This is a genomic window from Bacillus mycoides (assembly GCF_000832605.1).
GTDB lineage: Bacteria > Bacillota > Bacilli > Bacillales > Bacillaceae_G > Bacillus_A > Bacillus_A mycoides.
The window spans coordinates 1,920,916-1,944,280 of the sequence record NZ_CP009692.1 but is presented as its reverse complement, the minus strand read 5'-3'; the positions used below and the strand labels follow the sequence as shown (position 1 = coordinate 1,944,280).

The following is a 23,365-nucleotide window of genomic DNA, read 5'->3' as shown; positions in this document are numbered from 1 at the left end:
CAGGTGTTTTAGCGTCTTGTTCTTGACGACACATATCATTTTACCGATAGCTTGAATTCGGCTATCGAACTCCCTATGCTATCTTTTTTCAAAGAACACATTGGCGTTTTAAAGACTTGTACTTGTCTGTAGTTAAAGTCTACCAAAATATAAAGTGAAACTTTAATCAGTGGAGTTTTGTTCATCCCCACTGATTATTAGCCTTCACCAATCGGGCGTTTACGGGCAGCAGGGCTCCAGCCGAATTTTGAGGTGGAATTCTTACTGCCCGCAAATAGCGGGATAAATGTTTTTCTATGAAAAAGCGATACTTTCATCCTATGTCTAAAGTCCAATATAGGCTTTCCCGTATCGCGAAATCTGTAACGTATAGGTGGGGATACCATTATGATTGTGATAGGCCGTTCTATTGTACACCCTTATATCACAAATGAATATGAGCCATTTGCAGCTGAAAAACAACAGATTTTATCCATAATGGCGGGAAATCAAGAAGTTTATTCCTTCCGAACAGCCGATGAACTCAGCTTTGATCTTAATTTACGAGTTAATATTATTACTTCCGCGCTAGAACTTTTTCAAAGTGGATTTCAGTTTCGTACGTTTCAACAATCTTTTTGCAATCCTCAGTTTTGGGAAAGAACATCACTTGGCGGATTTCAACTACTTCCAAACATAGCCCCTTCCATTGCCATCCAAGATATTTTTAAAAACGGAAAACTATATGGAACTGAATGTGCCACCGCAATGATTATCATTTTTTACAAAGCATTACTATCATTATATGAGGAAAAAACTTTCAACCGTCTATTCGCAAACCTCTTACTTTATACATGGGACTACGATCGCGACTTAAAGCTCATAACAAAAACGAGTGGCGATATCGTTCCAGGTGACCTCGTTTACTTTAAAAACCCACAAGTTAATCCAGCTACGATTGAGTGGCAAGGAGAAAATACAATCTATCTAGGAAACTTCTTTTTTTACGGACATGGCGTAGGCGTAAAAACGAAAGAGGAAATTATTTATTCATTAAATGAACGAAGGATCCCTTATGCTTTTATTTCAGCTTATTTAACCGATTTTATTACTCGTATTGATAGCCGTATGATGAGTCAACATGCCCCTCCTAACACGCCACAAACATCAATTGGATTTATTCCTATTAGAGATGATGCAATTGTTGCAACAGTCGGACATACAACTACAATCTATTAAAAAAACGCCTACATGTGTAGGCGTTTTTTCTTAATTATTAAGCTTTTGTATGTTCTTTATGGTCACATTCGCAATGAGATCCACATTTCCCATAAAGTACTGTTGATTTTTCATCTTCAAAATGTGCGATTGTTCCTTCACAAACTTGGCATACGATTGTTCCCATCTTCATTTCCCCCTGATTTTTAAGAATAATCTACTTATATATGATTAAGCTTTCGCATTGTCTCTACTAGCACAGTCACAATTGGAACCACATTTCCCATAAAGTACTGTCGTTTTCTCATCCTCAAAATGTCCGATTGTTCCTTCGCAAACTTGACATACGATTGTTCCCATTTTTCATTTCCCCCTAAGTTTATGGTCCTAAAAACTTTTAGCTGTCAATTTCCTATCAATTATTGGGCTTTTGTATGTTCTGTGTGATCACATCCGCAAGATCCACATTTCCCGTAAAGTACCGTTACTTTCTCATCCTCGAAGTGTGCAATTGTACCTTCACAATCTTGACATACGATTGTTCCCATTTTTCATTTCCCCCTAAGTTTATAATCCCAAAAACTTTTGTAACCGCTTAACTTTCTGTCTTTATTTTAATATGTTATACTTTTTACGTCAATAGGTTTTTAGTATAACACATTAAATATTTTAAAATTAAATTAGTATGCGATATTAACACAAAAAAACAGCCATATCTCATACGTACGACTGTTTCTTGTTAATTATTCTTCATACTCCGCATGCAAAGAAGTAGACGGAACAAGAAATTTAAAAAATTGAGCTAACTCCTCCGCCTCCTCTTCCGATCCTAACTTAAAAGTTTCCTGTATATATGGAACATTTTCTACATCATCTCTCCCAAGCAAAGTAGATCTCCCTGTTTGCATACAAACAATAAGTGGCTTTCCAAAAAACATATTTGTATAAATAACTCCAAAATCATAACGTGTATCATGCGTCATAAATCCTAAAAATCGTACCTTCACACTTTCATGCTCATCATACAATTTTTCAAACATGAGTTTCCACCTTTCTAAATAACACTTCCTACTCATTAATATATTAAACAAAAAAAGTAATACTCCTTTTAATTGTCAAAAAATTCAGTAGGATGTAGAATGATATTATTCTACTAAGCTAAGGGGGAATTTGTATGCAACACGCCTTTATCACACTTGTACCTAAATCCAATCAACAATCTGTTTCAATAGAAGATGTTAAACACCTTTTTCATAACTATAAAACCGTTACTTCCAAGACTGGTAATCAAATTAATTATGCTTATACAAATACAGCTTTTCCTTATGAAATATTAGATACATCAGCAACAACATTAAAACTCCAATCGAGTCACGATCGATATGATTCTATTTATGTTGGGATTGGAATAGAAAAGGAACAATCTTTTATTCAGGTTTCTTTGCCTACTACAGCAACATTTGGTGATAAAGGAAAAGCAAATGAATTTAGCCGTTTTCTAGCGAAGAAATTAGAAGGAGAGTTACAACTATTTAATGGAAGAACAATGTATTTCTATAAACGTTAATTTAAAAAATAGAGAATATGATTAAAAAAAGTATGCAATTTGAACACGTAAGGAATAATGCCTGCTTTCTTACGTGTAATACAAAACATGCAATCACATATGCCAAATAAAGAAATACGAAAAAGAGAATTACTTTATAATGAAACTTATCACCATTCGATAATGTTAATACAATGGAAAAACCACTCCATAATAGAAAATGATAAAATATAACATGTAATATTCTCATGGAACCTTCTCCTTTGACATGCTCTATTTTATTAATATATGGGATTAAGTTTGAATCAATTACATATTATATAACGGCATATATGCTAACGGTTCATTTAAAGTATTATATATTCATTCGACAAGTACATATAAAGACCTTGCAAGTCATTTTATGAAAATAAAAATACCCCATCTCTTTAAATAAGAGATGGGGTATTTACATTACTTAAATTATTTTACAATGTGAATTGGCATTCCAAGAGCAACTTCAGCTGCTTCCATTGTGATTTCACCTAATGTTGGGTGAGCATGGATTGTTTGAGCGATATCTTCAGCTGTCATTCCAGCTTCGATAGCTAAACCAATCTCAGAGATAATATCAGAAGCACCTGCACCTGCAACTTGCGCGCCTACAAGAAGACCATCTTCTTTACGCGTTACAAGTTGTAAGAAACCGTCAGTGCTGTTTAATGATAACGCACGACCGTTTGCAGCGAATGGGAACTTAGATACAGCTACTGTCATTCCTGCTTCTTCAGCTTGTTTCTTAGTGTAACCAACAGATGCTAATTCTGGATCAGTGAAGCATACTGCAGGAATTCCGATGTAATCGATTGCTGATGCATGGCCACTAATTACTTCAACAGCTACTTTACCTTCGTAAGAAGCTTTGTGAGCTAATGGTGGTCCAGGAACGATATCACCGATTGCATAGATGTTTGAAATATTTGTACGGCATTGCTCATCAATTTCGATAATGCCACGGTCAGTCATTTTAATTCCAACTTGCTCAAGACCGATTTCTTGAGTGTTTGGACGACGACCTACAGTTACTAATACGTAATCTGCTTCTACAGTTTGGATTTCACCGTTAACTTCAAAGCTAACTTTTACGCCAGTTTCTGTTTCTTCAACGCCTTTAGCCATAGCTTTTGTATGGATATTTACGTTACCTTTTTTCTGTAGAGCACGTTTAACAACAGAGCTCATAGCTTTTTCGAAACCAGCTAAGATTTCGTCGCCAGCTTCTACTACAGTAACTTCTGTACCGAAGTTAGCATATGCAGTACCTAATTCCATACCGATGTAACCGCCGCCGATTACAACAAGTTTTTTAGGAATTTCAGGTAAGCTTAAAGCGCCTGTAGAGTTGATAACACGTTTAGAGTATTTGAATCCTGGAATTTCGATTGGTGTAGAACCAGTTGCAAGAACAGCATTTTTAAACGTATAAGTTTGTGCTGCATCTTCAGTCATTACGCGTAATGTGTTAGCATCTACGAAGTAAGCTTCACCGCGAATGATTTCAACTTTGTTACCTTTAAGAAGGCCTTCAACACCGCCAGTTAATTTCTTAACTACGCCGTTTTTCCATTCTTGAACTTTTGTAAAGTCAACTTTTACGTTCTCTGCAGTGATACCCATGTCATCAGAATGCATTGCATTCTCATAACGATGACCTGCATTGATTAACGCTTTTGAAGGAATACATCCAACGTTTAAGCATACGCCACCAAGGTTAGATTTTTCAATAATCGCTACCTTTTGACCTAATTGTGCTGCACGAATTGCCGCAACGTATCCACCAGGACCTGCACCAACAACGACTGTATCTAATTCAATTGGGAAATCTCCTACTACCATTGTTATTACGCCTCCATTACTAATAATTGTGGGTCATTCAATAGACGTTTAATTTGGTTTAATGCTTTTTGAGCAGTTGCGCCGTCAATTAAACGATGGTCAAAGCTTAGAGATAATGCTAATACTGGAGCTGCAACGATTTCACCGTTTTTCACAACTGGTTTCTCAGCGATACGGCCGATACCAAGGATTGCTACTTCTGGGTGATTGATAACTGGAGTGAACCATTGTCCACCTGCAGAACCAATGTTTGTAATTGTGCAAGAAGCACCTTTCATTTCAGTTGGAGCTAAACGACCATCACGTGCTTTACCAGCAAGTTCATTGATCTCGTTAGAAATAGTAAAGATAGATTTACGATCTGTATCTTTAACAACTGGTACTAATAGACCTTTGTCTGTATCAGCTGCGATACCGATGTTGAAGTAATGTTTATGAACGATTTCTTGAGAAGCATCGTCTAAAGCAGTATTCAACATTGGGAATTCACGTAATGCAGATGTTAAAGCTTTTACAACGTATGGAAGGTAAGTTAATTTAATACCTTTGTCAGCTGCAACAGCTTTGAACTTCTTACGGTGAGCAACAAGTTCTGTTACATCTACTTCATCCATTAATGTTACGTGAGGAGCTGTATGCTTAGAGTTAACCATTGCTTTCGCAATCGCTTTACGGATACCACTCATTTTCTCACGAGTTTCTGGATATTCACCAGCTGGGATTGGTTGTGCTTTTGGTGCTTCTTCTTTCGCTGCTGCTGCTGGAGTAGCTTCTACTGCTGCTGGAGCCTCAGTTGCTGCTACAGTTTGTCCACCATTTGCAAATGCATCGATGTCAGTTTTCACAACACGGCCGTTCTTACCAGAACCAGCTACTTTATGAATATCTACACCTTTTTCACGAGCATATTTACGAACAGATGGCATAGCGATTACACGCTCATTTACTACTTCTGCAGTTGCTGCTGGAGTAGTTTCCGCTGCTGGAGCTTCTACTGCTGCTTCTTCAGCTTTTGGAGCTTCATCATGATCGTCACCTTTAAATTTAAGGTTTTCGTATCCAGGAGCATCAAATTTAATTAATGTATCTCCTACAATTGCAACTGTTCCTTCTTCTACAAGTACTTCAAGTACTTTACCTTTAACAGGAGAAGGGATTTCTACTACTGCTTTATCATTTTGTACTTCAAGAAGTACATCATCTTCATTTACTTCATCGCCTGGTTTAATAAACCATTTTACGATTTCACCTTCGTGGATACCTTCACCGATATCTGGTAGTTTAAATTCAAATGCCACGGAATTCAGCCCCCTGATTCATTTCATTATTATGGAATATGTACAAAAGAAACCAGCATGTGCTGATTTCTTTTGCACATGAAAAACTAAAAATTAGAAGTTCATTACTTTGTTAACAGCTTCAACAATATCTTTATGGTTTGGTAACCATACGCTCTCAGCTTGAGAGAATGGGAATACTGTATCAGCAGCTGCAACACGTACAACTGGAGCTTCTAAGTTTAAGATTGCACGGTCGTTAATTTCCGCTACAACGTTAGCTGCAATACCAGCTTGTTTTTGAGCTTCTTGAACTACAACTACGCGGCCTGTTTTTTCAACAGAAGCGATGATTGTTTCGATATCTAATGGTTGAACTGTACGTAAGTCAACAACCTCTAAAGAGATACCTTCTTTTTCAAGTTCTTCAGCAGCTTTTAATGCAGCATGAACCATAGCACCATAAGCGATAACAGATACATCTGTACCTTCACGTTTGATGTCAGCTTTGCCTAAATCAATTGTGTAATCACCTTCTGGTACATCTTGACGGAATGAACGGTACAATTTCATATGCTCTAAGTAGATAACTGGATCGTTGTCACGAATCGCAGAGATTAAAAGACCTTTTGCATCGTATGGAGTAGATGGAATAACAACTTTTAGACCAGGTTGTTGTGCCACTAATCCCTCTAAGCTATCAGCATGTAGTTCAGGAGTATGAACACCACCACCGAATGGAGAACGAATTGTTACTGGAGCAGTCCAACGTCCACCAGAACGGTAACGCATACGAGCTAATTGACCAGAAACTGAATCCATTACTTCATAAATGAAACCGAAGAATTGGATTTCTGGAACTGGACGGAAGCCTTCAAGTGCAAGTCCAACTGCAAGTCCACCAATACCAGACTCTGCAAGTGGAGTATCCATTACACGATCTTCACCGAATTCAGCTTGTAAACCTTCAGTAGCACGGAATACTCCGCCGTTTACACCAACGTCTTCACCAAACACAAGTACGTTAGGATCATTTTTCATTTCAACGCGTAAAGCATCAGTGATTGCTTGAATCATTGTCATTTGAGCCATGGCTTACTTCGACTCCTTTTCTTTGTAAATTTCATATTGTTCAGCTAAGTTGTAAGGCATTTTTTCGTACATGATTTCCATTAAATCAGTAACTTTTTGTTTTGGAGCTTGGTCAGCCTTAGCAATTGCTTGTTTGATATCTTCTTTTGCTTCTTCGATAACTTTCTCTTCAACTTCTTGAGACCATAGGCCTTTGTTTTCTAAGAATGCACGGAAGCGTACGATTGGATCTTTTTGTTCCCATTCGTTTTCGATATCTTTTGTACGGTAACGAGTTGGGTCATCACCAGCCATTGTATGTGGACCATAACGGAATGTTAAAGTCTCGATTAAAGTAGGACCTTCGCCATTTACTGCGCGCTCACGAGCGAAAGCAGTTGCTGCGTATACAGCTAATGGATCCATACCGTCTACTTGAATTCCGTAAATACCTGCTGCTACTGCTTTTTGTGCTACAGTTTTAGCTGCAGATTGCTTTTCTACTGGAGTAGAGATTGCATAACGGTTGTTTTGTACAACGAAGATTGCTGGAGCTTTGAATGCACCCGCAAAGTTCATACCTTCGTAGAAGTCACCTTGTGAAGCACCACCGTCACCAGTGTAAGTAATTGCAACAGATTTTTTACCACGTAATTTCATACCTAACGCAACACCAGCAGTTTGGATGATTTGCGCACCGATAATGATTTGTGGAGCAAGTGCATTTACATTCTCAGGCATTTGGTTACCCATGAAATGTCCACGAGAGAATAAGAATGCTTGGTATAATGGTAGACCGTGCCACACTAATTGTGGAACGTCACGATATCCTGGTAAGATGAAATCTTCTGCTTCAAGTGCGAAATGACTTGCTAATTGAGAAGCCTCTTGTCCAGCAGTTGGTGCGTAGAAACCTAAACGTCCTTGACGGTTTAAAGAAATAGAACGTTGATCTAGTACGCGAGTATACACCATACGGCGCATTAATTCTTTTAATTGATCATCAGATAATTCAGGCATAGCTGCTTCATTCACAACTTCGCCTTTTTCATTTAAAATTTGTAATGTTTCAAATTGAGCTGCGATAGCTTTCATTTGCTCATCAACATTAAATAGGGTCTTTTTTGTTTTAGTACCCATTCCGTTCACCTCTTCCTCTCTTGAACCATATTCTGAAACGCTTTCACTATCTATTAGCTAGACTGAAAGCGCAACAATGTAAACCAACAAATTTGTTTGTCGGTTGAGAATAATTTTGTGTACCTAACAATCTGTACTAATGTTTTTTCAAAAACATATTAATACAATCTTGATCACGTTTTTTAGTTTACAACTATTCTAATTACGATGTCAATTACTTTGAATACGTTTTTTTATAAATAATATGCCGGTTTCCTCTACACAAACGTGTTTTTATTTTTCACATCTGTATTAGTAAGCAATAACCTGCTGTTATATTATTCCCTTTTTAACTTATTTTTTCTCTTAGAATAATATGTAAACGATTTAATTCTCCTTAGTTTTTCTCTCTTCTCAAGAAAATTATACAAACACTTCTTCCTTTTATAGGTAAATACCTATACATTTCTGATCATTCCTCCATACATTATAGTAACCGCAGTATTAGCGGGAAATGATAAAGGAGGTCATCTCATGTACGGATACTCATATTGCTATCCAACAACTTGTTCATATCCTTCCTACGGTTATGGCGGTTCTTGTGGCGGATCTGGAAGCGGCTTCGCCTTAATCGTTGTGTTGTTTATCCTTTTAATTATCGTTGGTGCTGCTTGCATTCGCTAATTAATGTAAAATGAAACAACTATGGAAAGAAACAGACGGCTTTGCCGTCTTTTCTTTTTATTACATAACTTATCTGTAGAAGATTTGTTTCCAAGTAGCTCTTCCTTACTTGCCGATGACTTTTTTTATCTCCTTTGGTAGACTAAAGGAGAAAGGAGAGATTACATATGCTTACAATGAATGAGGTAATTCGTGAAGGAAATCCTATTTTGCGCGACGTCGCAGAAGAGGTCTCCTTACCTGCTAGCGAGGAAGATACAAATACTCTTAAAGAAATGATTGAATTTGTAATAAATAGCCAGGACCCTGAAATGGCTGAAAAATATAATTTACGCCCCGGAATCGGATTAGCGGCTCCGCAAATCGGTATTTCAAAGAAAATGATTGCGGTTCATGTAACTGATACGAACGATACGTTATATAGCTACGCATTATTTAACCCAAAAATCATTAGTCATTCTGTTGAACGTACATATTTACAAAATGGTGAAGGCTGTCTATCTGTAGACCGTGAAGTACCTGGTTATGTCCCTCGTTACACGAGAATTACAGTAAAGGCAACAACGATTAACGGTGAAGACGTAAAACTGCGATTAAAAGGTTTACCAGCAATTGTATTCCAACATGAAATCGACCATTTAAACGGTGTTATGTTCTATGACCATATTAATAAAGACAATCCATTTGTGGCTCCCGATGATTCAAAACCTCTCGAGCGATAATAGTAAAAAGGCGGAAGTTAATCTTCCGCCTTTTTATTATGTGAAATGGGTTCCACACTTACTTATAACAAGCCAGCCCACTTTAATCCGTGATAAATACCGTCTTCATTAACATCTTTTGTCACATAATTAGCAAGTTTTTTCAAATCCTCATGACCATTCCCCATCACAATGCCCGTTCCTACTGCTTCAATCATTTCTAAATCATTTAATCCGTCCCCAAATGCATATACTTGTTCACGATTAAATCCTATTTTCTCAATAAACTTCTCAATCCCTTTTGCCTTAGAACCACCATTAGGGATAATATCCATTGAATATGCATGCCAGCGTATAAAATGAAAATCTGGATAATGATGAATAAACTTTTCTTCTTCGTTTACTTCACAAAAAAGAAGCGTTTGATAAATATCGCGTTTCTCATAAAAATCAGGTTCATATGCCGGATGCTCGAATTGTAAGCTTCCAAAACCTTCTTTTACATAATCATGATATTCCACTGACGCTCTCATTTCTTGATGGTCAAGATATACAAGTGGATATCCTTCTTGTTTTGCAAACTGAGTAAACTTATGTAGAGCATCAGGATGTAATGGATTATTAAATAATACCTCATCCTCAAATACAACATACTGCCCGTTAAAACTAACATAATTATGTATATTGAGTTCCTCACGAATATCTTCAAACATAAATGGCGCACGCCCTGTTGCAATCGCTACATGCACACCTTTTTCTTGTAAATCTCTTACTGCATCTCTTGTAGATTGCGGAATTTTCTTATCATGATCTAATAATGTTCCATCAATATCAAAAAAGACAATTTTATCATTCATTTGTCAAAATCCTTTCTGGCACTCTATATTCCTATTTTGATTATCACTTTTCAAATTTCAAAAAAAAGTATAACATATTAAACATCTGTGAAGAAAGCGTTCACTTTCTGACCTTATTTATGAAATGTGCATATACTATTAGTGAAAAAATGTGGATACTTGTTCGGATGAATTTTCTTTTCTATTCTTCCTCATACTATATCTATAACTAACGGCTACTAATCGTTACTACAAGATAACTTACACTATACTAAAAAGAACAAGATTCACTATTCACTTCTAATCTTCTTTCTTGTATGGGAGACAGAGTTATCATTAGTAATATGCATGTTTTAAATAAGGAAAGGAAGGAGTAATCATGCTGAAGAAGCTGAAGAAAAAGCTCAAGCGTTATTTAAACGATTTAGTCCGTAAGAAGACAATCGCTTAAATTGTGCCCATTTCGGGCTTTTTCTTCATTCTCATTCGAAAAAACATGAAAATCGTGACTGTTTGCTTTATAATAAGTAACAGATAATGCAAAACATAGACAAGGAGAGGTTTTCCCAATGATTTTTAAAGTATTTTATCAAGAAAAATTAACTGAGGTCCCAGTACGTGAAAATACAAAAGTTTTATATTTAGAGGCTACGTCTCAAAAGGATGTTCGTAAAAAATTAAATAAGTTCGCATATAATATCGAGTTCGTTCAGTCTGTTACTGGTGCTCATCTTGAATATGAAAAACAAAACGCTGATTTAATATTAGCGGAGATCGTATAGTCATATGAAATTCCTAAAAAATGATCAAGCTGCCGTTTTTGCACTCGGTGGTCTTGGTGAAATCGGTAAAAATACATATGCTGTTCAATTTCAAGATGAAATTATTATAATTGATGCTGGAATTAAATTTCCAGAAGACGAACTCCTCGGGATCGATTATGTAATACCAGATTACACTTATTTTGTGCGAAACGAAGATAAAATTAAAGGGTTATTCATTACACATGGTCACGAAGATCATATCGGTGGAATTCCTTATCTATTACGTCAAGTAAACATTCCAATTTACGGTGGAAAATTAGCAATTGCCCTAATAAAAAACAAATTAGAAGAGCACGGATTACTTCGTAAAGCAAAACTTTATGAAATTCAAGAAGATGATGTTATTAAATTTAAAAAGACATCTGTTTCCTTCTTCCGTACAACTCACAGTATTCCGGATTCATACGGAGTTGTTGTGAAAACACCTCAAGGACAAGTCGTTCATACAGGTGATTTCAAATTTGATTTCACACCAGTAGGTGAGCCAGCAGATTTAACAAAAATGGCCGAAATCGGAAAAGACGGTGTACTTTGTCTCTTATCTGATAGTACAAACAGTGAAGTGCCAAACTTTACGATGTCTGAGCGCCGCGTTGGTGATAGTATTCAAGATATATTCCGCAAAGTAGACGGTCGTATTATATTCGCAACCTTTGCATCGAATATCCATCGCTTACAACAAGTTGTTGAGGCTGCTGTTGAAAACAATCGTAAAGTAGCTGTATTCGGTCGAAGTATGGAAGCGGCTATTGAAATCGGACAAAACCTTGGTTATATCCGGTGTCCAAAGGATACATTCATAGACACAGCTCAGCTAAACCGCCTACCAGCTAATAAAGTTGTTATGTTATGTACAGGTAGTCAAGGGGAACCGATGGCAGCACTTTCACGTATTGCCAATGGTACACATCGTCAAATTCAAATTATCCCTGGCGATACAGTTGTTTTCTCTTCTTCACCAATCCCAGGCAATACAATTAGTGTAAGTCGTACAATTAACATGTTGTACCGCGCTGGTGCTGATGTAATCCATGGTAAACTCTCAAATATTCATACGAGTGGACACGGTGGACAAGAAGAACAAAAGTTAATGCTACGTCTTATTAAGCCGAAATATTTCATGCCAATTCATGGTGAATATCGTATGCAACGTATGCATATGAAATTAGCGAATGATTGTGGTATTCCAGAAGAAAATTGTTTCATTATGGATAATGGAGATGTTCTTGCTTTACGTTCTGATGAAGCAAGCGTAGCTGGGAAAATCCCATCTGGCTCTGTCTATATCGATGGAAATGGTATTGGAGATATCGGTAATATCGTATTACGTGATCGTCGCATTCTTTCTGAAGAAGGACTTGTTATTGTAGTTGTAAGCATTGATATGAAAGAATTTAAAGTTGCAGCAGGACCTGATATCATCTCGCGTGGTTTCGTTTATATGCGTGAAAGCAGCGATTTAATCAACGATGCTCAAACATTAATTACAACACATTTAGAAAAAGTAATGGAGCGAAAAACAACACAATGGTCTGAAATTAAAAATGAGATTACAGACACATTAGCACCATTCCTATACGAAAAAACGAAACGTCGTCCAATGATTTTACCAATCATTATGGAAATATAAGAAAAAGGACAATGCCTCCTCGGCATTGTCCTTTTCTCTTATCTTAAAAAATGCTTAAAACGATCTACTTCATCGTCATGACCAATTACAATTAATATATCTCCCGCCTGAACATTTTCTGTAGCTCGAGGAGATACGATAACTTCTTTTCCACGTTTAATTGCTACAATGTTCAAACCAAACTTCGCACGAATATCTAATTCAATTAAAGAGTGCCCATCAATTTTTTTATTTGCGATAATCTCTACAATACTATGCTCATCTGAAAGCTCTAGGTAATCTAACACATTACTTGATGCGATATTATTAGCAATCCTTTTTCCCATATCTCGTTCTGGATGCACAATATGATCTGCCCCTATTTTACTTAACACTTTTTCATGATAGTCATTTTGAGCTTTTACAGTAATATTTTTCACACCTAATTCTTTCAAAATTAACGTTGTTAAAATACTTGAATTCAAATTATCTCCAATAGCAACGACTACATGATCAAAATTACGAATACCAAGACTTTTTAATACCATCTCATCTGTTGAATCTGCAATTACAGCATGCGAAGCTATATTTGCAAACTCATTAATTTTATCCTCATCTGAGTCAATTGCCATTACTTCCATACCTAATTGAGCTAATTCACGGCAAATACTTCCACCAAAACGGCCAAGCCCAATAACAGCAAATTCTTTCTCTTTTTCGCCCACAGGAATTCCTCCAATAACATCAAATACTATGTACTTTTATTGTAACATACTTTAAATTCGCTACAAAAACCTGTATATACTTCTTATTTTTGTTTTTGCATATAAAAATACTGTTGTAAATAAAACGCGATACCGAAAATTAACATACCAAATACAAATATATTTCCAAATGAACTAAATGTTTCAAAGACGAACAATAGCGTTTCTTGTCCGAAAAAAGCAAATAAAAGTTGTGTAAATGCGAATAACAGTGCCAATATGTAATGATGTTGATGGAATAAATAATGTGTTGCGCCTAAAAAAGCTACAAGCGAAACAATGAAGATCCACCAAGTTTCTAAAAACAATTGCCAATTAGTAAATTGATATCCATTTACTAATATCGCAATAATTCCTATAACTGCCATCGTCGGCACACTCCATAATAATGCACGCCCTCTAAAGAAGTGCGCACCTTTTGCATCTCCTTTTTCATTTGCGATGTATGTTAGCACGACAGTACTTATATACAAAACAGAGAGGATTGTTAAAACAATGATAAGCCAAAAATGTAATTGATAATATTCATGTTCTATATTCGTCACAATTGCAGCTAACATACATGGAATAAACATCCCTGTCCAACCATCTATTTTCCTTTCGTTCCAAAACACCGTATTACCAATCCGAATTCCTAATAGCATAAAAATAATGATACCTAGTACAAATAACGTAGTCTTATTCCCTACTAAACTCGTTGAGAAAGCAATTAATCCAATAAATAAAAAAAGAACAAATCCATTCATAATTTCTAGTACAGGTGACAAATATCTTTTCACCCATTTGTATGTTTCTTCATATTCACTATTATTTGCTAAACGATAGGCGTAAAAACTTATCCCAAAATAAACCGCCGCAATAATAACATATGCATATAAGACGAAACATAAAATCGCACTGCTAATTTGCACGTAATTCCCCACCCTTTTTTCTATGTATCACATTGATTTTACACACTTTTCATACTAAAAGTAAACATATATAGGGTAGTTAAATAATTATCTTCCCTATTAGCAATAATTAATAATGAGCAGTGGCTAAAAACCCCCTGCTCATTATTAAGACGTCAAATTTAACTTTACTCATTTGTATGAAGATGTCTAACACTAACGAATACGAAAGATGTTTTCGTCTCTGAACTAAGAAGTCCCCACTCTAAACTATTGCACAATTAGCGAGTAAGTTCACTTTCTATTTCCCTTCCACTTCACATATTGATTTAAAAATACAATTGCTTTCTCAATAACCTCTTCGTCTGGTTTTAATTTCGCATGATGTAAACCATATTCTGAATTTACTCCAAGCCAAAACATAAATCCAGGTATCTCTCGAAGCATATAACCAAAGTCTTCACCTGTCATTGCCTCCGTACACGTAATTACGTCCATAGTCGTTTGTTCACGTGTAAATTGCATAAACTCTCTCGTTAGCTCCTCATGGTTATACACTTGATGATACATCGCTCCGTAGTCAATAACAGCTTCACATTGAAAAGAAGCTTCTATTCCCGCAACAATTGCCTCAATTCGGCTTTTAACACGTTTCATTGATTCCACTGATAGCGTTCGAATTGTTCCTTCTAAACGAGACTTTTCTGCGATAATGTTTTGAACTGTACCACCTGTAATTTTCCCAATTGTAATTACCGCACTGTCAAGAGGGTTCACATTACGACTAATAACTGATTGAAGTTGTGTAACGAGATGACTCGCTGCAACAATCATATCATTTGCTGTATGCGGATATGCAGCATGTCCACCTTTTCCTTTTAAATCAACGTATAGCTCTGATGTATTCGCAAATAATAAACCTTCTTTTGTCGCGATTGTTCCCACAGAGTATTCAGGCGCAATATGAAGTCCAAGAATCATATTAGGCTTCCATTCTTTTAACTCATCGCTTTCTAACATAGGAAGTGCACCACCTGGACCTTCTTCAGCTGGTTGGAATATAAACACAAGATCATCATCTATTCTTTCGCTTACAGCCGCTGTTAGAAGTCCTAAACCGATTGTTGCATGCAAATCATGTCCACATGCATGCATCATTCCTTCATGGACAGAAGAGAATTCATATCCAGTTTCCTCTGTAATTGGTAGACCGTCTATATCTGCACGATAACCTATTATTTTTTCTGGATTTTTTCCATTTACTTTAACAATTACACCTGTTTTCCATGTTTTCACTTCCAAATATTCATTAGGAAGCGTTCCTATATAATCTAAAATATACTGTTGTGTTTTCCACTCTTTAAATCCAATCTCCGGAATTTTATGTAAATCTCTACGAACTTGGACAAATTTGCTTACTGTCATTTTTGCACCTCTATCTATAAAAAGCGTAAGAGCACATTCATGCTCTTACGCTTTTTATTTTTTATTTCTCTGGGTTTAATTGACGAAGCTCTTGTTTAATTTCAGTTTTTGCTTTTGTCTTCTCATCAATTTCTTTAATTACACGTGCCGGAGTTCCCGCAACAACTGTATATGGAGGCACATCTTCTGTTACAACAGCTCCTGCTGCTACAACTGCACCTTTACCTACTGTAACGCCTTCTAGAACAACTACATTTGCACCAATTACAACATCATCTTCAACGATAACTGGTTTTGCAGAAGGTGGCTCAATAACACCGGCAAGTACAGCACCTGCACCTACGTGACAGTTCTTACCAACTGTTGCACGTCCACCAAGCACTGCGTTCATGTCGATCATAGTACCTTCACCAATTACAGCACCGATGTTAATTGTTGCATTCATCATGATAACAGCGTTGTCACCAATTTCTACATGGTCACGAATAATCGCGCCTGGCTCAATACGAGCTTTAATACCTTTTAAATCAAGCATTGGAATTGCAGAATTACGACGGTCATTCTCAACTACATAGTCAACAATGTGCTTGCTATTTTCATCAAGAATTGTCTTAATTTCAGACCATTCTCCGAATAATACACCAGATTTTTTATTTACAAATGCTTGTACTGTTTCAGGGAATGTTACCTCTTTTAAATCCCCTTTTATGTATACCTTTACAGGAGTTTTCTTTTCACTGTTTTGAATAAACGAAATAATTTCGTTAGCGTCCATCATTTTCATTCTTGTTGCCTCCTAAATCCATTTATAATGTTACTCTACCAAACGATAGAGCGAGTAGCAAGACAATAATCTTATTTTCCCATTTGAATTTCTTCTATAATTTCTAAAAATGCTTGTACTTGCTTCAACTGCCTTGCCGAGTCACTCGTCAATAACCATGTTTCTCTCGTTAATTGAACAGGTGTTTTATACATATTTTCCTGCACTTCTTTTAAAACAGTCGAAGGTAAAAGAGCATAACCTATTCCATTTAAAACAAGCTGTTTGCACGTTTCAATTTGGTCAACTACAATCGTTCGCTTAGGTGGATTTGAAAATAATCCATACCACCAATTTTGTATTTGTCCATAGTAGGTCGAATCACTTTTAAATTGAATAAATGGTCTATTTGTCTCTTTTAACATCGAAATATCTTTTATTTCTTTATCAACTAAATATAATTCATCTTCAAATAATTGTTGTTTCTGCCCTTTGTATTCTTGTGATCCTCTCAGTATAGCAACATGAACGTCTCCTTCATAAAATTGCTTTTGCACTTCACTACTCCAGCCAGTAAACAGAGATATCTTCACAGAAGGATACTTATGCACAAATTTTTTCAAAACAGGTGGAAGCCAATATTGCCCAATGACTGATGCAACAGCTATTTTTAACGTACCGTATGTTTCGGTTCTAAAAAGAGCCAGTTCACTTTTAATACCCTCTTCCCGTTGTAACATTTCTTTTGCATAATTTGCAACTTTTTCCCCTTCAGGTGTAATTGTTAATCCTTTTTGTGAACGAATAAAAAATTTCATTCCCCATTGTTTCTCCATAGATTGTAATCGTTGACTAAGCGCAGGTTGGGAAACAAATAAACGTTCCGCCGCTTTTCTCATATTTGATTCCTGAGCTAACACAACCATCATTTGAAAATCATCAATTTGCAACTTTCTCCCTCTTTCCTTAGCTTCCATACACCTAATTTTAATAAGTATTTCATCCTTAATTTAATTGCATACTTTTATACATTAGAACGGTTTGTTAGTTCAAACTTTTCTTATGCTTTATGTCTTTTTAAATATAATACATACACAACTGATATGCACGAAAAAAAGTGACTTCGCCTTTTCTGTGAAGTCACTTTCCCTACGTTATCGATTATGCTGTCTCACTTTTTTATTCAACAATTTTAAAATAGCCCGCCGTGTTAAAATACCCTCGAAGTAACCTTCTTCATTGACAGCGCAAATAAAAGGATGATCAATTGTCATTTCTAAAGCTTTTGCAAAAGAATCTTCTAACATAAGAACTGGAATCTCTTCCTTCATCACTTGTTCCACTTTCATATTCTCAAGTCTTTCAAACTCAATGCGCTCTAATCCTAAAATACCATCTAAAATCATAGCAGTACTAATTAATCCATGTAATTTATACATAGGGTCTAAAACAGGAATCGCCGAATATCCAGATTTCACAAGAACGAGTAAAGCATGTTCTAGACCATTCCCTATTTGTACATGTGCTACTTTATCTGATGAAATCATTAAATCCTTCACAAGAATTTGTTGAAACTCGTCTTTCGGAATACTAATCATGTTACATCCCCCATTTTCCCTTTTTCCTGCTAATATTCTCCGGTCCTATTCACATTTTATGATAGCGTTTTCATATTATTATTTTGTCCTGACATTCTTCTAATAAAAATACATAACTATTTTAGCATATAACATAAAAAAAAGACTACCATTCCGGTAGTGCTTAATACCCTTTATTTTTTAATCGGTAAAACAATCTTGTGATTTTTTTATATTGCGTCACATCTATCTGTTTTAAACCATTCTCAATGTCTGTAAGCTCCACCGCTAAAATTTCGCTCGCGTAATTTTGCTGAAACAGAATATCCAACAATAAATTTTCTTCTTCTCTTGTTAAAACAAATTCCTTTTCCATATGCTCCTCTCCTTGCACTCGCATCATCACTCTCATTATATAAATTTTTCAGTCTATTTAACAGATGTAATATTCAGTTTTTGTTAGAAATACTTAACGACTGCGAATATATAGACATCATTTCACATTATTTTGTATATCTGTTTGCGTAACTAAATGCCGCATAAGCATCTGGTTTAATTTTTGCTGTTAATCCCATTGCTTGAATTTTCATCGTCATATCTAAAATAAATTCTTTTGTTAAACCATCATTCCCGATATCTAAATGAATCTCCATTATGAATCCTGCTCCATCTTGAGCGTATGGGTGCAATAAATCCCATATCGCTTGTATATGATTGGGAGTAAATAGATAGGCGATTTCTTGACTAAACTGTGTTTCTAAATATATTTTCTCTCGCAACGTTGCTGGCTTATTTTTCACTGATTTATGATGCAAACATCCCCATGCTCCTTTTCCAACACGATGAATATGTATCGCTGTAATAAACCTCGTATCCTTTTGATGCGCTTGTGAGTCTGTCCCAATAGATAATCGATATAAATTTCGCGGATCCTTTTCAATGAAACTACAAATACGGTTAAATACCATATCAAAATTCAAATGTCTCTCTGAAACATTATAAAATGTATGCTCACCGTCCACATAGTCACGTCCTTTCAATTAGACAGACTTTTCGTATTCTCATTGTATGGGACAAAAACAAAAATTATAACTTACTACCCTTTATTCGTTTCAATATTTCGAATTACATAATTACAAAACCTACATGTATATATTACATTTTGATTAGATTGGGCGGTTAATACGTGATTAATTTCAGCATGACTGTGACAATTAGGACAAATAACAATCGGTAAGCGTTCCATCCTTTGCACCTCCTGTTAATATTTACTATCATTGTAGGAAAAATGAAAAATTCCTATACATATACATTTATAAAAACTCTTTTATTTAATCGCGACTTAAATTGAAACTTCTACTACCTATATAGCCCATTAATTAATATAACTAAAAAAGGTACCGCCATTTGGCAGTACCTTTTTTATATGTATCAAGAAATGATATCGTAAATCTCAATTGCAACCATATCGATGTTATCGAATTGATACACTTGAGGTTTTTCACCTTGTTGATACACTTCTAACTCATACATTTCACTTTTATCGAAAAATTTCACGCTACATTTGCGCTCACCGTTCACTTCAAAATAGCGTTGTGCTACTTCACCGCTTTCAGCTTGTTCTTGTAGACTAACAAGTCGAGTTAAAATTCCTTGGAGTAGAGACATGAAATCTCTCCTTTCTCTGATCTTCCTACCAATAGGTTTTACAGCTATACTCATTCTATCCGTCATAACAGAAAAAACGTTCCACAATCTAGGATAAAGGTTCTTGGCAAGAAACTCAACTAAAATTTGTCGAAATAAGAAGTAAAAAGATGAAAGAGCATCTTTTTACTTCTTTATTGCGCTTTTTATACTGGCAGAATATAATAAACAACAGAAAAAGGGAGGAATTACAATGAAAAAAATTGAGGTTTATACACAACCTGATTGTCCGCCTTGTACCATTGTAAAAGAATTTTTAAAACATAATAACGTTGTATACGAAGAATTTGACATAAAAAAAGACGCTGCTGCACGCAATCGTCTTTTATATGACTATGAATCCTATTCAACTCCAACAGTTGTAATTGACGAAGAAGTTGTGGCAGGTTTTCAAATTGAAAAATTACAACAGCTACTCGGTATAGAATAGGAATAGGCGACACCTATTCCTATTCTCATAATTGTTGTAACCTTTTTATTTCAGTCAACAGTTCCTGACTTTCATGATACCCTGCTAATTTCCATTTTCCATTATCCTTTTGCAATGTCACAATTTGATATTGTCCACTCTTTGTCCGCTCATAGACATATAAATTTTTATGTTCTTCATCATAAGACATTTTTGTTTCTGAATTAAAAGAAAATGGAGCTTCTTTTGCTGGAAGTAAATATTCACCACTTTGTTTTTCATTTCTACTGTTTTCATCTGTAAAAACTTGAAGGAAATTATTTGTAAAATATGGTGATAACGTCTCTATCATCTTATTCGTAGGTATTTGCTTCCCGCGGATTGAAAATTGCGTCTCATAACCTTTTTGTATCGTTGTAAACACTTCTTTCCGATCCACTTTCACTTCTTCTTTTCCTAAAACAGTTGTGACACTATAGCCAACTAGAAAGGCAACACATATAAATAGAACAAACCATATTCCATATTTCTTCATTTTTTCACCTTCCTTTTAAAAGAGCTTGTCTTTGTAGTATTCATTGTAACAATGATTATGCAAAGAAAGGGATGATTTCGTTCGTAAAATCTTTACAACGATAGACAGCATTTTCATCACCATTTTCACTATTACCAATTTATGATAAAAACAAACAAAAAATGCACGAATCTCTTCGTGCATTAAAATAAAACATCTTCTTCATATAAATATTCATACGATAAATCTATAAATAAAAAGTTTTCATCATCAATTGGGAAGGAAAATGTCCGTACCATCTCACCGGTTTCAATATCAGCATATAAATCTGAAAGTCTTGCCTTATTCTCAAAACGCATTTTCATAATATTTTCTAGAAAATACGGACGCCAACTCCAGTTCTTCATATAATACTCAGGCATCACAATCCATTCCCCATCTTTTTTCATAACGTTTCCTGATTGTTGGAAACCATCTTCGTTACAAATAAATATGCGGAAACTACACTGTGATACACTTTGGCTAAATTGTAATAACCAATCATTTATATCTTCATTCTTTTTCTGTTTAGCTAGAACATCACCAATTCGATCACGTAACAGTTCTGTTAAATTATAAATTTTTTGTAATTTCTTCTTCTCATGTTGAATAAATTGATGACACTCATTACCAAGTCGTTCTTTCAAAACGTTCGTTTCAATAAAATCAGGTAAGCACTCTTTCAAATAATTCCCTTGATAATATCTACCACCGTTTTTCCAAGCATATTGTAGTTGATAAAAAGCATCTATTTCTTCATATAACAATGTTGCACCAATTCTTCTAGCAAGTAAAGATAAGGAATATAAAATATCTTGATAAGATTGTAAAAGTGCAGTTTGCCTTAAATTTGTTAAATCTACTTTTAAAATATCCGGTGCTAACACGCTAATACGCTCTAAATTACTTGTACCCGTTCCGACTTTATTAATCGAAATTTGAATACCATATGTACGATAATACATGAGTAAATGATTAAATTGTTCTATATCTTCTTTACATTCATGTTCTGTTATTTCCAGAACAATGCGTTGTAAGTTCAAACCTTGTTCTTCATACATCAGCAAAAGTTGAAGTAAACTTTCATCTTCATCATTCATTAATACATTAGCATTCCGATGTATAAATAATAATAATTTTTGATCCGTTTCTAAATACCTATTTAACGCTTTTTCTACGATGATGTTATCCGCTTCAAGTTGGAACTCACTCGGAATAGAATCATCATGGAAGAAAGATGCTAAACTTTGTATGCCCTCTTCTGTTTGAATACGTCCTACAACTTCATATCCAATTACTGTATGCTCATCAGCACTAAAAATAGCTTGATAATAAGGAAGGACTTTATCCAAGTTACTCATTACATCTAATGCATCTATCAACGTGCTTCCCTCCCTTTACTTTTCAAAAATTATAACACGATATTTACGGAAAAATAATAAAAAATCCCTTCAGTTTTCCTGAAGGGATTAGAGGGGTAAAATGCTAAGGGGAATTAGCAATTCTACTATGAAGAAAAAAGAGGTCTTAAATATAACCTATATATTCCCCTTTGTAAACACATTTCTCTCACGTGTCACAACTTCGTCACATTTCACCAAAGAAAAATTAATGAATCATTCATTTTTCTTTCCTTTTAAAATGGATATTGATGCAAATGCTGGCCACCATCCATTGTCATACAAGTTCCATTTATGTATGCAGCTTCATCTGAACATAAATAATAAGCTAGACCCGCAATTTCTTCTGGTGTACCCATTCTACCAAGTGGAACACTTTGCAATGTACGCTTAGCCATTTCTTCTGAAATCCATAATTTATCGGCACCACCTGTACGCTCAATTGGTCCTGGTGCGATAGCGTTAACTCGTATTCCATATTTACGTCCCCACTCAACAGCAAGAGTTTTTGTCATCGCTAGTACACCAGCTTTAGCTGCTGCCGAATGGATAACCCCTGGGCCTGCATCCCATGCATATGTTGCCACCATGTTAATAATATTTCCTTTTATACCTTTTTCAATCCAATATTTCCCAATAGCCTGACTGCAATAAAATGTACCATTTAATACAATATTAATTACCGAATTCCAGCCATTCACAGATAAGTCCTCTGCTGGACAAATAAAGTTTCCAGCTGCATTATTTATTAAAATATCAATTCGTCCAAACTTCTCATCAATATGTTCAATCATTTTTTGAATATCATCAGTATTTCGTACATCCATTTGTACAGATAATACTTGCCCTGGAAACTGTTCAATTTCTAACTTTGCTTCTTCTAGCTTTTCTTTTGTACGCCCTGTAATAACAACACGTGCCCCTTCTTTCGCAAAACGTATCGCCATCCCTTTTCCCATTCCACTTGATCCACCTGTTATAATAACTACCTTCTCTTTCACATACATCCCCTCCAAAAAATGAATACATATTCATTTTATCACTTTATTTGATAGAAATCTCTATATTTTTCAATTTTTCTGATATTTTAACGTAAAGAGGTTTCTTTTCGTTCATTTTTTTCGTAATCTATACTACT

At 35.4% G+C, this 23,365-nt stretch carries 30 protein-coding genes; 7 read left to right on the top strand and 23 right to left on the bottom strand.

What is annotated here, in order from left to right; genetic code table 11:
- The first annotated feature begins 387 nt into the window (after positions 1 to 387).
- Positions 388 to 1,218 (top strand): protein-glutamine gamma-glutamyltransferase, encoded by an 831-nt coding sequence (locus BG05_RS12090; RefSeq protein WP_003191107.1) that lies wholly within the window; start codon positions 388 to 390, stop codon positions 1,216 to 1,218.
- Positions 1,219 to 1,255: 37 nt separating this feature from the next.
- Here the strand turns inward: BG05_RS12090 and BG05_RS12085 are convergent, their stop codons facing one another.
- The 4 genes from BG05_RS12085 to BG05_RS12070 form a co-directional block, all read right to left on the bottom strand.
- Positions 1,256 to 1,384, bottom strand: a complete 129-nt coding sequence (locus BG05_RS12085) for a GapA-binding peptide SR1P (RefSeq protein ID WP_000536785.1) — start codon at positions 1,382 to 1,384, stop codon at positions 1,256 to 1,258.
- Between the two features lie 44 nt (positions 1,385 to 1,428).
- The gene (locus tag BG05_RS12080; RefSeq protein ID WP_002033839.1) at positions 1,429 to 1,557 is read right to left on the bottom strand and encodes a GapA-binding peptide SR1P; all 129 of its coding nucleotides are present in this window, start codon (positions 1,555 to 1,557) and stop codon (positions 1,429 to 1,431) included.
- A 59-nt stretch (positions 1,558 to 1,616) separates the two neighbouring features.
- Positions 1,617 to 1,745, bottom strand: coding sequence for a GapA-binding peptide SR1P (locus tag BG05_RS12075; RefSeq protein WP_000536778.1), 129 nt, complete (start codon positions 1,743 to 1,745; stop codon positions 1,617 to 1,619).
- 195 nt (positions 1,746 to 1,940) lie between these two features.
- Positions 1,941 to 2,237 (bottom strand): DUF3055 domain-containing protein, encoded by a 297-nt coding sequence (locus tag BG05_RS12070; RefSeq protein WP_000462037.1) that lies wholly within the window; start codon positions 2,235 to 2,237, stop codon positions 1,941 to 1,943.
- 134 nt (positions 2,238 to 2,371) lie between these two features.
- On the opposite strand from BG05_RS12070, the gene BG05_RS12065 reads away from it, so the two are divergent.
- Positions 2,372 to 2,764, top strand: coding sequence for a DUF1885 family protein (locus BG05_RS12065; protein WP_002128879.1), 393 nt, complete (start codon positions 2,372 to 2,374; stop codon positions 2,762 to 2,764).
- A 1-nt stretch (position 2,765) separates the two neighbouring features.
- Here the strand turns inward: BG05_RS12065 and BG05_RS12060 are convergent, their stop codons facing one another.
- From BG05_RS12060 to pdhA, 5 genes are all read right to left on the bottom strand, one after another.
- Positions 2,766 to 2,993, bottom strand: coding sequence for a hypothetical protein (locus tag BG05_RS12060; protein WP_002088334.1), 228 nt, complete (start codon positions 2,991 to 2,993; stop codon positions 2,766 to 2,768).
- 212 nt (positions 2,994 to 3,205) lie between these two features.
- On the bottom strand, positions 3,206 to 4,618 hold the full coding sequence (gene lpdA, locus BG05_RS12055) for a dihydrolipoyl dehydrogenase (protein WP_002014851.1): 1,413 nt from the start codon (positions 4,616 to 4,618) through the stop codon (positions 3,206 to 3,208).
- Positions 4,619 to 4,623: 5 nt separating this feature from the next.
- Positions 4,624 to 5,916, bottom strand: coding sequence for a pyruvate dehydrogenase complex dihydrolipoyllysine-residue acetyltransferase (gene pdhC, locus BG05_RS12050; RefSeq protein WP_002033838.1), 1,293 nt, complete (start codon positions 5,914 to 5,916; stop codon positions 4,624 to 4,626).
- A 93-nt stretch (positions 5,917 to 6,009) separates the two neighbouring features.
- Entirely contained in the window at positions 6,010 to 6,987 is a 978-nt protein-coding gene (gene pdhB, locus BG05_RS12045; protein WP_000068162.1) for a pyruvate dehydrogenase complex E1 component subunit beta, read from the bottom strand.
- A gap of 3 nt (positions 6,988 to 6,990) precedes the next feature.
- The gene (pdhA, locus tag BG05_RS12040; protein WP_000536893.1) at positions 6,991 to 8,106 is read right to left on the bottom strand and encodes a pyruvate dehydrogenase E1 component subunit alpha; all 1,116 of its coding nucleotides are present in this window, start codon (positions 8,104 to 8,106) and stop codon (positions 6,991 to 6,993) included.
- 513 nt (positions 8,107 to 8,619) lie between these two features.
- On the opposite strand from pdhA, the gene BG05_RS12035 reads away from it, so the two are divergent.
- Together BG05_RS12035 and def are read left to right on the top strand one after the other, a co-directional pair.
- Positions 8,620 to 8,769: a YjcZ family sporulation protein gene (locus BG05_RS12035; RefSeq protein WP_002014847.1), complete on the top strand. Its 150-nt coding sequence runs from the start codon at positions 8,620 to 8,622 to the stop codon at positions 8,767 to 8,769.
- 167 nt (positions 8,770 to 8,936) lie between these two features.
- Positions 8,937 to 9,491, top strand: coding sequence for a peptide deformylase (gene def, locus BG05_RS12030; RefSeq protein ID WP_002014846.1), 555 nt, complete (start codon positions 8,937 to 8,939; stop codon positions 9,489 to 9,491).
- Between the two features lie 62 nt (positions 9,492 to 9,553).
- On the opposite strand, the gene BG05_RS12025 is transcribed toward def, so the two are convergent.
- On the bottom strand, positions 9,554 to 10,327 hold the full coding sequence (locus BG05_RS12025; RefSeq protein WP_002014845.1) for a Cof-type HAD-IIB family hydrolase: 774 nt from the start codon (positions 10,325 to 10,327) through the stop codon (positions 9,554 to 9,556).
- Between the two features lie 548 nt (positions 10,328 to 10,875).
- Between BG05_RS12025 and BG05_RS12020 the strand changes: the two genes are divergently transcribed.
- Positions 10,876 to 11,088 (top strand): DNA-dependent RNA polymerase subunit epsilon, encoded by a 213-nt coding sequence (locus tag BG05_RS12020; protein WP_000576436.1) that lies wholly within the window; start codon positions 10,876 to 10,878, stop codon positions 11,086 to 11,088.
- A 4-nt stretch (positions 11,089 to 11,092) separates the two neighbouring features.
- Positions 11,093 to 12,760 carry a ribonuclease J1 gene (gene rnjA / locus BG05_RS12015; RefSeq protein WP_002033834.1) on the top strand — a complete coding sequence of 556 codons (1,668 nt, stop codon included), beginning with the start codon at positions 11,093 to 11,095 and terminating at the stop codon, positions 12,758 to 12,760.
- 38 nt (positions 12,761 to 12,798) lie between these two features.
- Here rnjA and BG05_RS12010 read toward each other — a convergent pair whose 3' ends face one another.
- From BG05_RS12010 to BG05_RS11965, 10 genes are all read right to left on the bottom strand, one after another.
- Positions 12,799 to 13,464: a potassium channel family protein gene (locus BG05_RS12010; RefSeq protein ID WP_000504033.1), complete on the bottom strand. Its 666-nt coding sequence runs from the start codon at positions 13,462 to 13,464 to the stop codon at positions 12,799 to 12,801.
- An 83-nt stretch (positions 13,465 to 13,547) separates the two neighbouring features.
- Positions 13,548 to 14,414 carry a hypothetical protein gene (locus tag BG05_RS12005; protein ID WP_002014843.1) on the bottom strand — a complete coding sequence of 289 codons (867 nt, stop codon included), beginning with the start codon at positions 14,412 to 14,414 and terminating at the stop codon, positions 13,548 to 13,550.
- 273 nt (positions 14,415 to 14,687) lie between these two features.
- A complete protein-coding gene (locus BG05_RS12000; RefSeq protein ID WP_002033831.1) occupies positions 14,688 to 15,818 on the bottom strand; it encodes an N-acetyldiaminopimelate deacetylase in 1,131 nt (376 codons plus the stop codon).
- Positions 15,819 to 15,879: 61 nt separating this feature from the next.
- Complete coding sequence (gene dapD / locus BG05_RS11995; RefSeq protein ID WP_002128886.1) at positions 15,880 to 16,602, bottom strand: 2,3,4,5-tetrahydropyridine-2,6-dicarboxylate N-acetyltransferase; 723 nt, start codon at positions 16,600 to 16,602, stop codon at positions 15,880 to 15,882.
- A 71-nt stretch (positions 16,603 to 16,673) separates the two neighbouring features.
- Complete coding sequence (locus tag BG05_RS11990) at positions 16,674 to 17,558, bottom strand: transcriptional regulator CcpC (protein WP_003191095.1); 885 nt, start codon at positions 17,556 to 17,558, stop codon at positions 16,674 to 16,676.
- Between the two features lie 177 nt (positions 17,559 to 17,735).
- A complete protein-coding gene (cbpB, locus tag BG05_RS11985; protein ID WP_002066926.1) occupies positions 17,736 to 18,179 on the bottom strand; it encodes a cyclic-di-AMP-binding protein CbpB in 444 nt (147 codons plus the stop codon).
- A gap of 163 nt (positions 18,180 to 18,342) precedes the next feature.
- Complete coding sequence (gene abbA / locus BG05_RS11980; RefSeq protein WP_033708000.1) at positions 18,343 to 18,534, bottom strand: antirepressor AbbA; 192 nt, start codon at positions 18,532 to 18,534, stop codon at positions 18,343 to 18,345.
- A gap of 127 nt (positions 18,535 to 18,661) precedes the next feature.
- Complete coding sequence (locus BG05_RS11975; RefSeq protein ID WP_002033829.1) at positions 18,662 to 19,180, bottom strand: ribonuclease H-like YkuK family protein; 519 nt, start codon at positions 19,178 to 19,180, stop codon at positions 18,662 to 18,664.
- Positions 19,181 to 19,254: 74 nt separating this feature from the next.
- The gene (locus BG05_RS30550) at positions 19,255 to 19,404 is read right to left on the bottom strand and encodes a hypothetical protein (RefSeq protein WP_002033828.1); all 150 of its coding nucleotides are present in this window, start codon (positions 19,402 to 19,404) and stop codon (positions 19,255 to 19,257) included.
- Positions 19,405 to 19,589: 185 nt separating this feature from the next.
- A complete protein-coding gene (locus BG05_RS11965; RefSeq protein ID WP_000055151.1) occupies positions 19,590 to 19,826 on the bottom strand; it encodes a YkuJ family protein in 237 nt (78 codons plus the stop codon).
- 232 nt (positions 19,827 to 20,058) lie between these two features.
- On the opposite strand from BG05_RS11965, the gene BG05_RS11960 reads away from it, so the two are divergent.
- Entirely contained in the window at positions 20,059 to 20,295 is a 237-nt protein-coding gene (locus BG05_RS11960) for a glutaredoxin domain-containing protein (RefSeq protein WP_002014835.1), read from the top strand.
- 25 nt (positions 20,296 to 20,320) lie between these two features.
- Here BG05_RS11960 and BG05_RS11955 read toward each other — a convergent pair whose 3' ends face one another.
- The 3 genes from BG05_RS11955 to fadH all read right to left on the bottom strand — a co-directional run bounded on the left by BG05_RS11955 (position 20,321) and on the right by fadH (position 23,228).
- The gene (locus BG05_RS11955) at positions 20,321 to 20,809 is read right to left on the bottom strand and encodes a DUF3993 domain-containing protein (RefSeq protein WP_002128890.1); all 489 of its coding nucleotides are present in this window, start codon (positions 20,807 to 20,809) and stop codon (positions 20,321 to 20,323) included.
- Positions 20,810 to 20,991: 182 nt separating this feature from the next.
- Positions 20,992 to 22,209, bottom strand: a complete 1,218-nt coding sequence (locus BG05_RS11950; RefSeq protein WP_003191087.1) for an EAL domain-containing protein — start codon at positions 22,207 to 22,209, stop codon at positions 20,992 to 20,994.
- A 254-nt stretch (positions 22,210 to 22,463) separates the two neighbouring features.
- Complete coding sequence (gene fadH / locus BG05_RS11945; protein ID WP_002128892.1) at positions 22,464 to 23,228, bottom strand: 2,4-dienoyl-CoA reductase; 765 nt, start codon at positions 23,226 to 23,228, stop codon at positions 22,464 to 22,466.
- Positions 23,229 to 23,365: the final 137 nt, after the last annotated feature.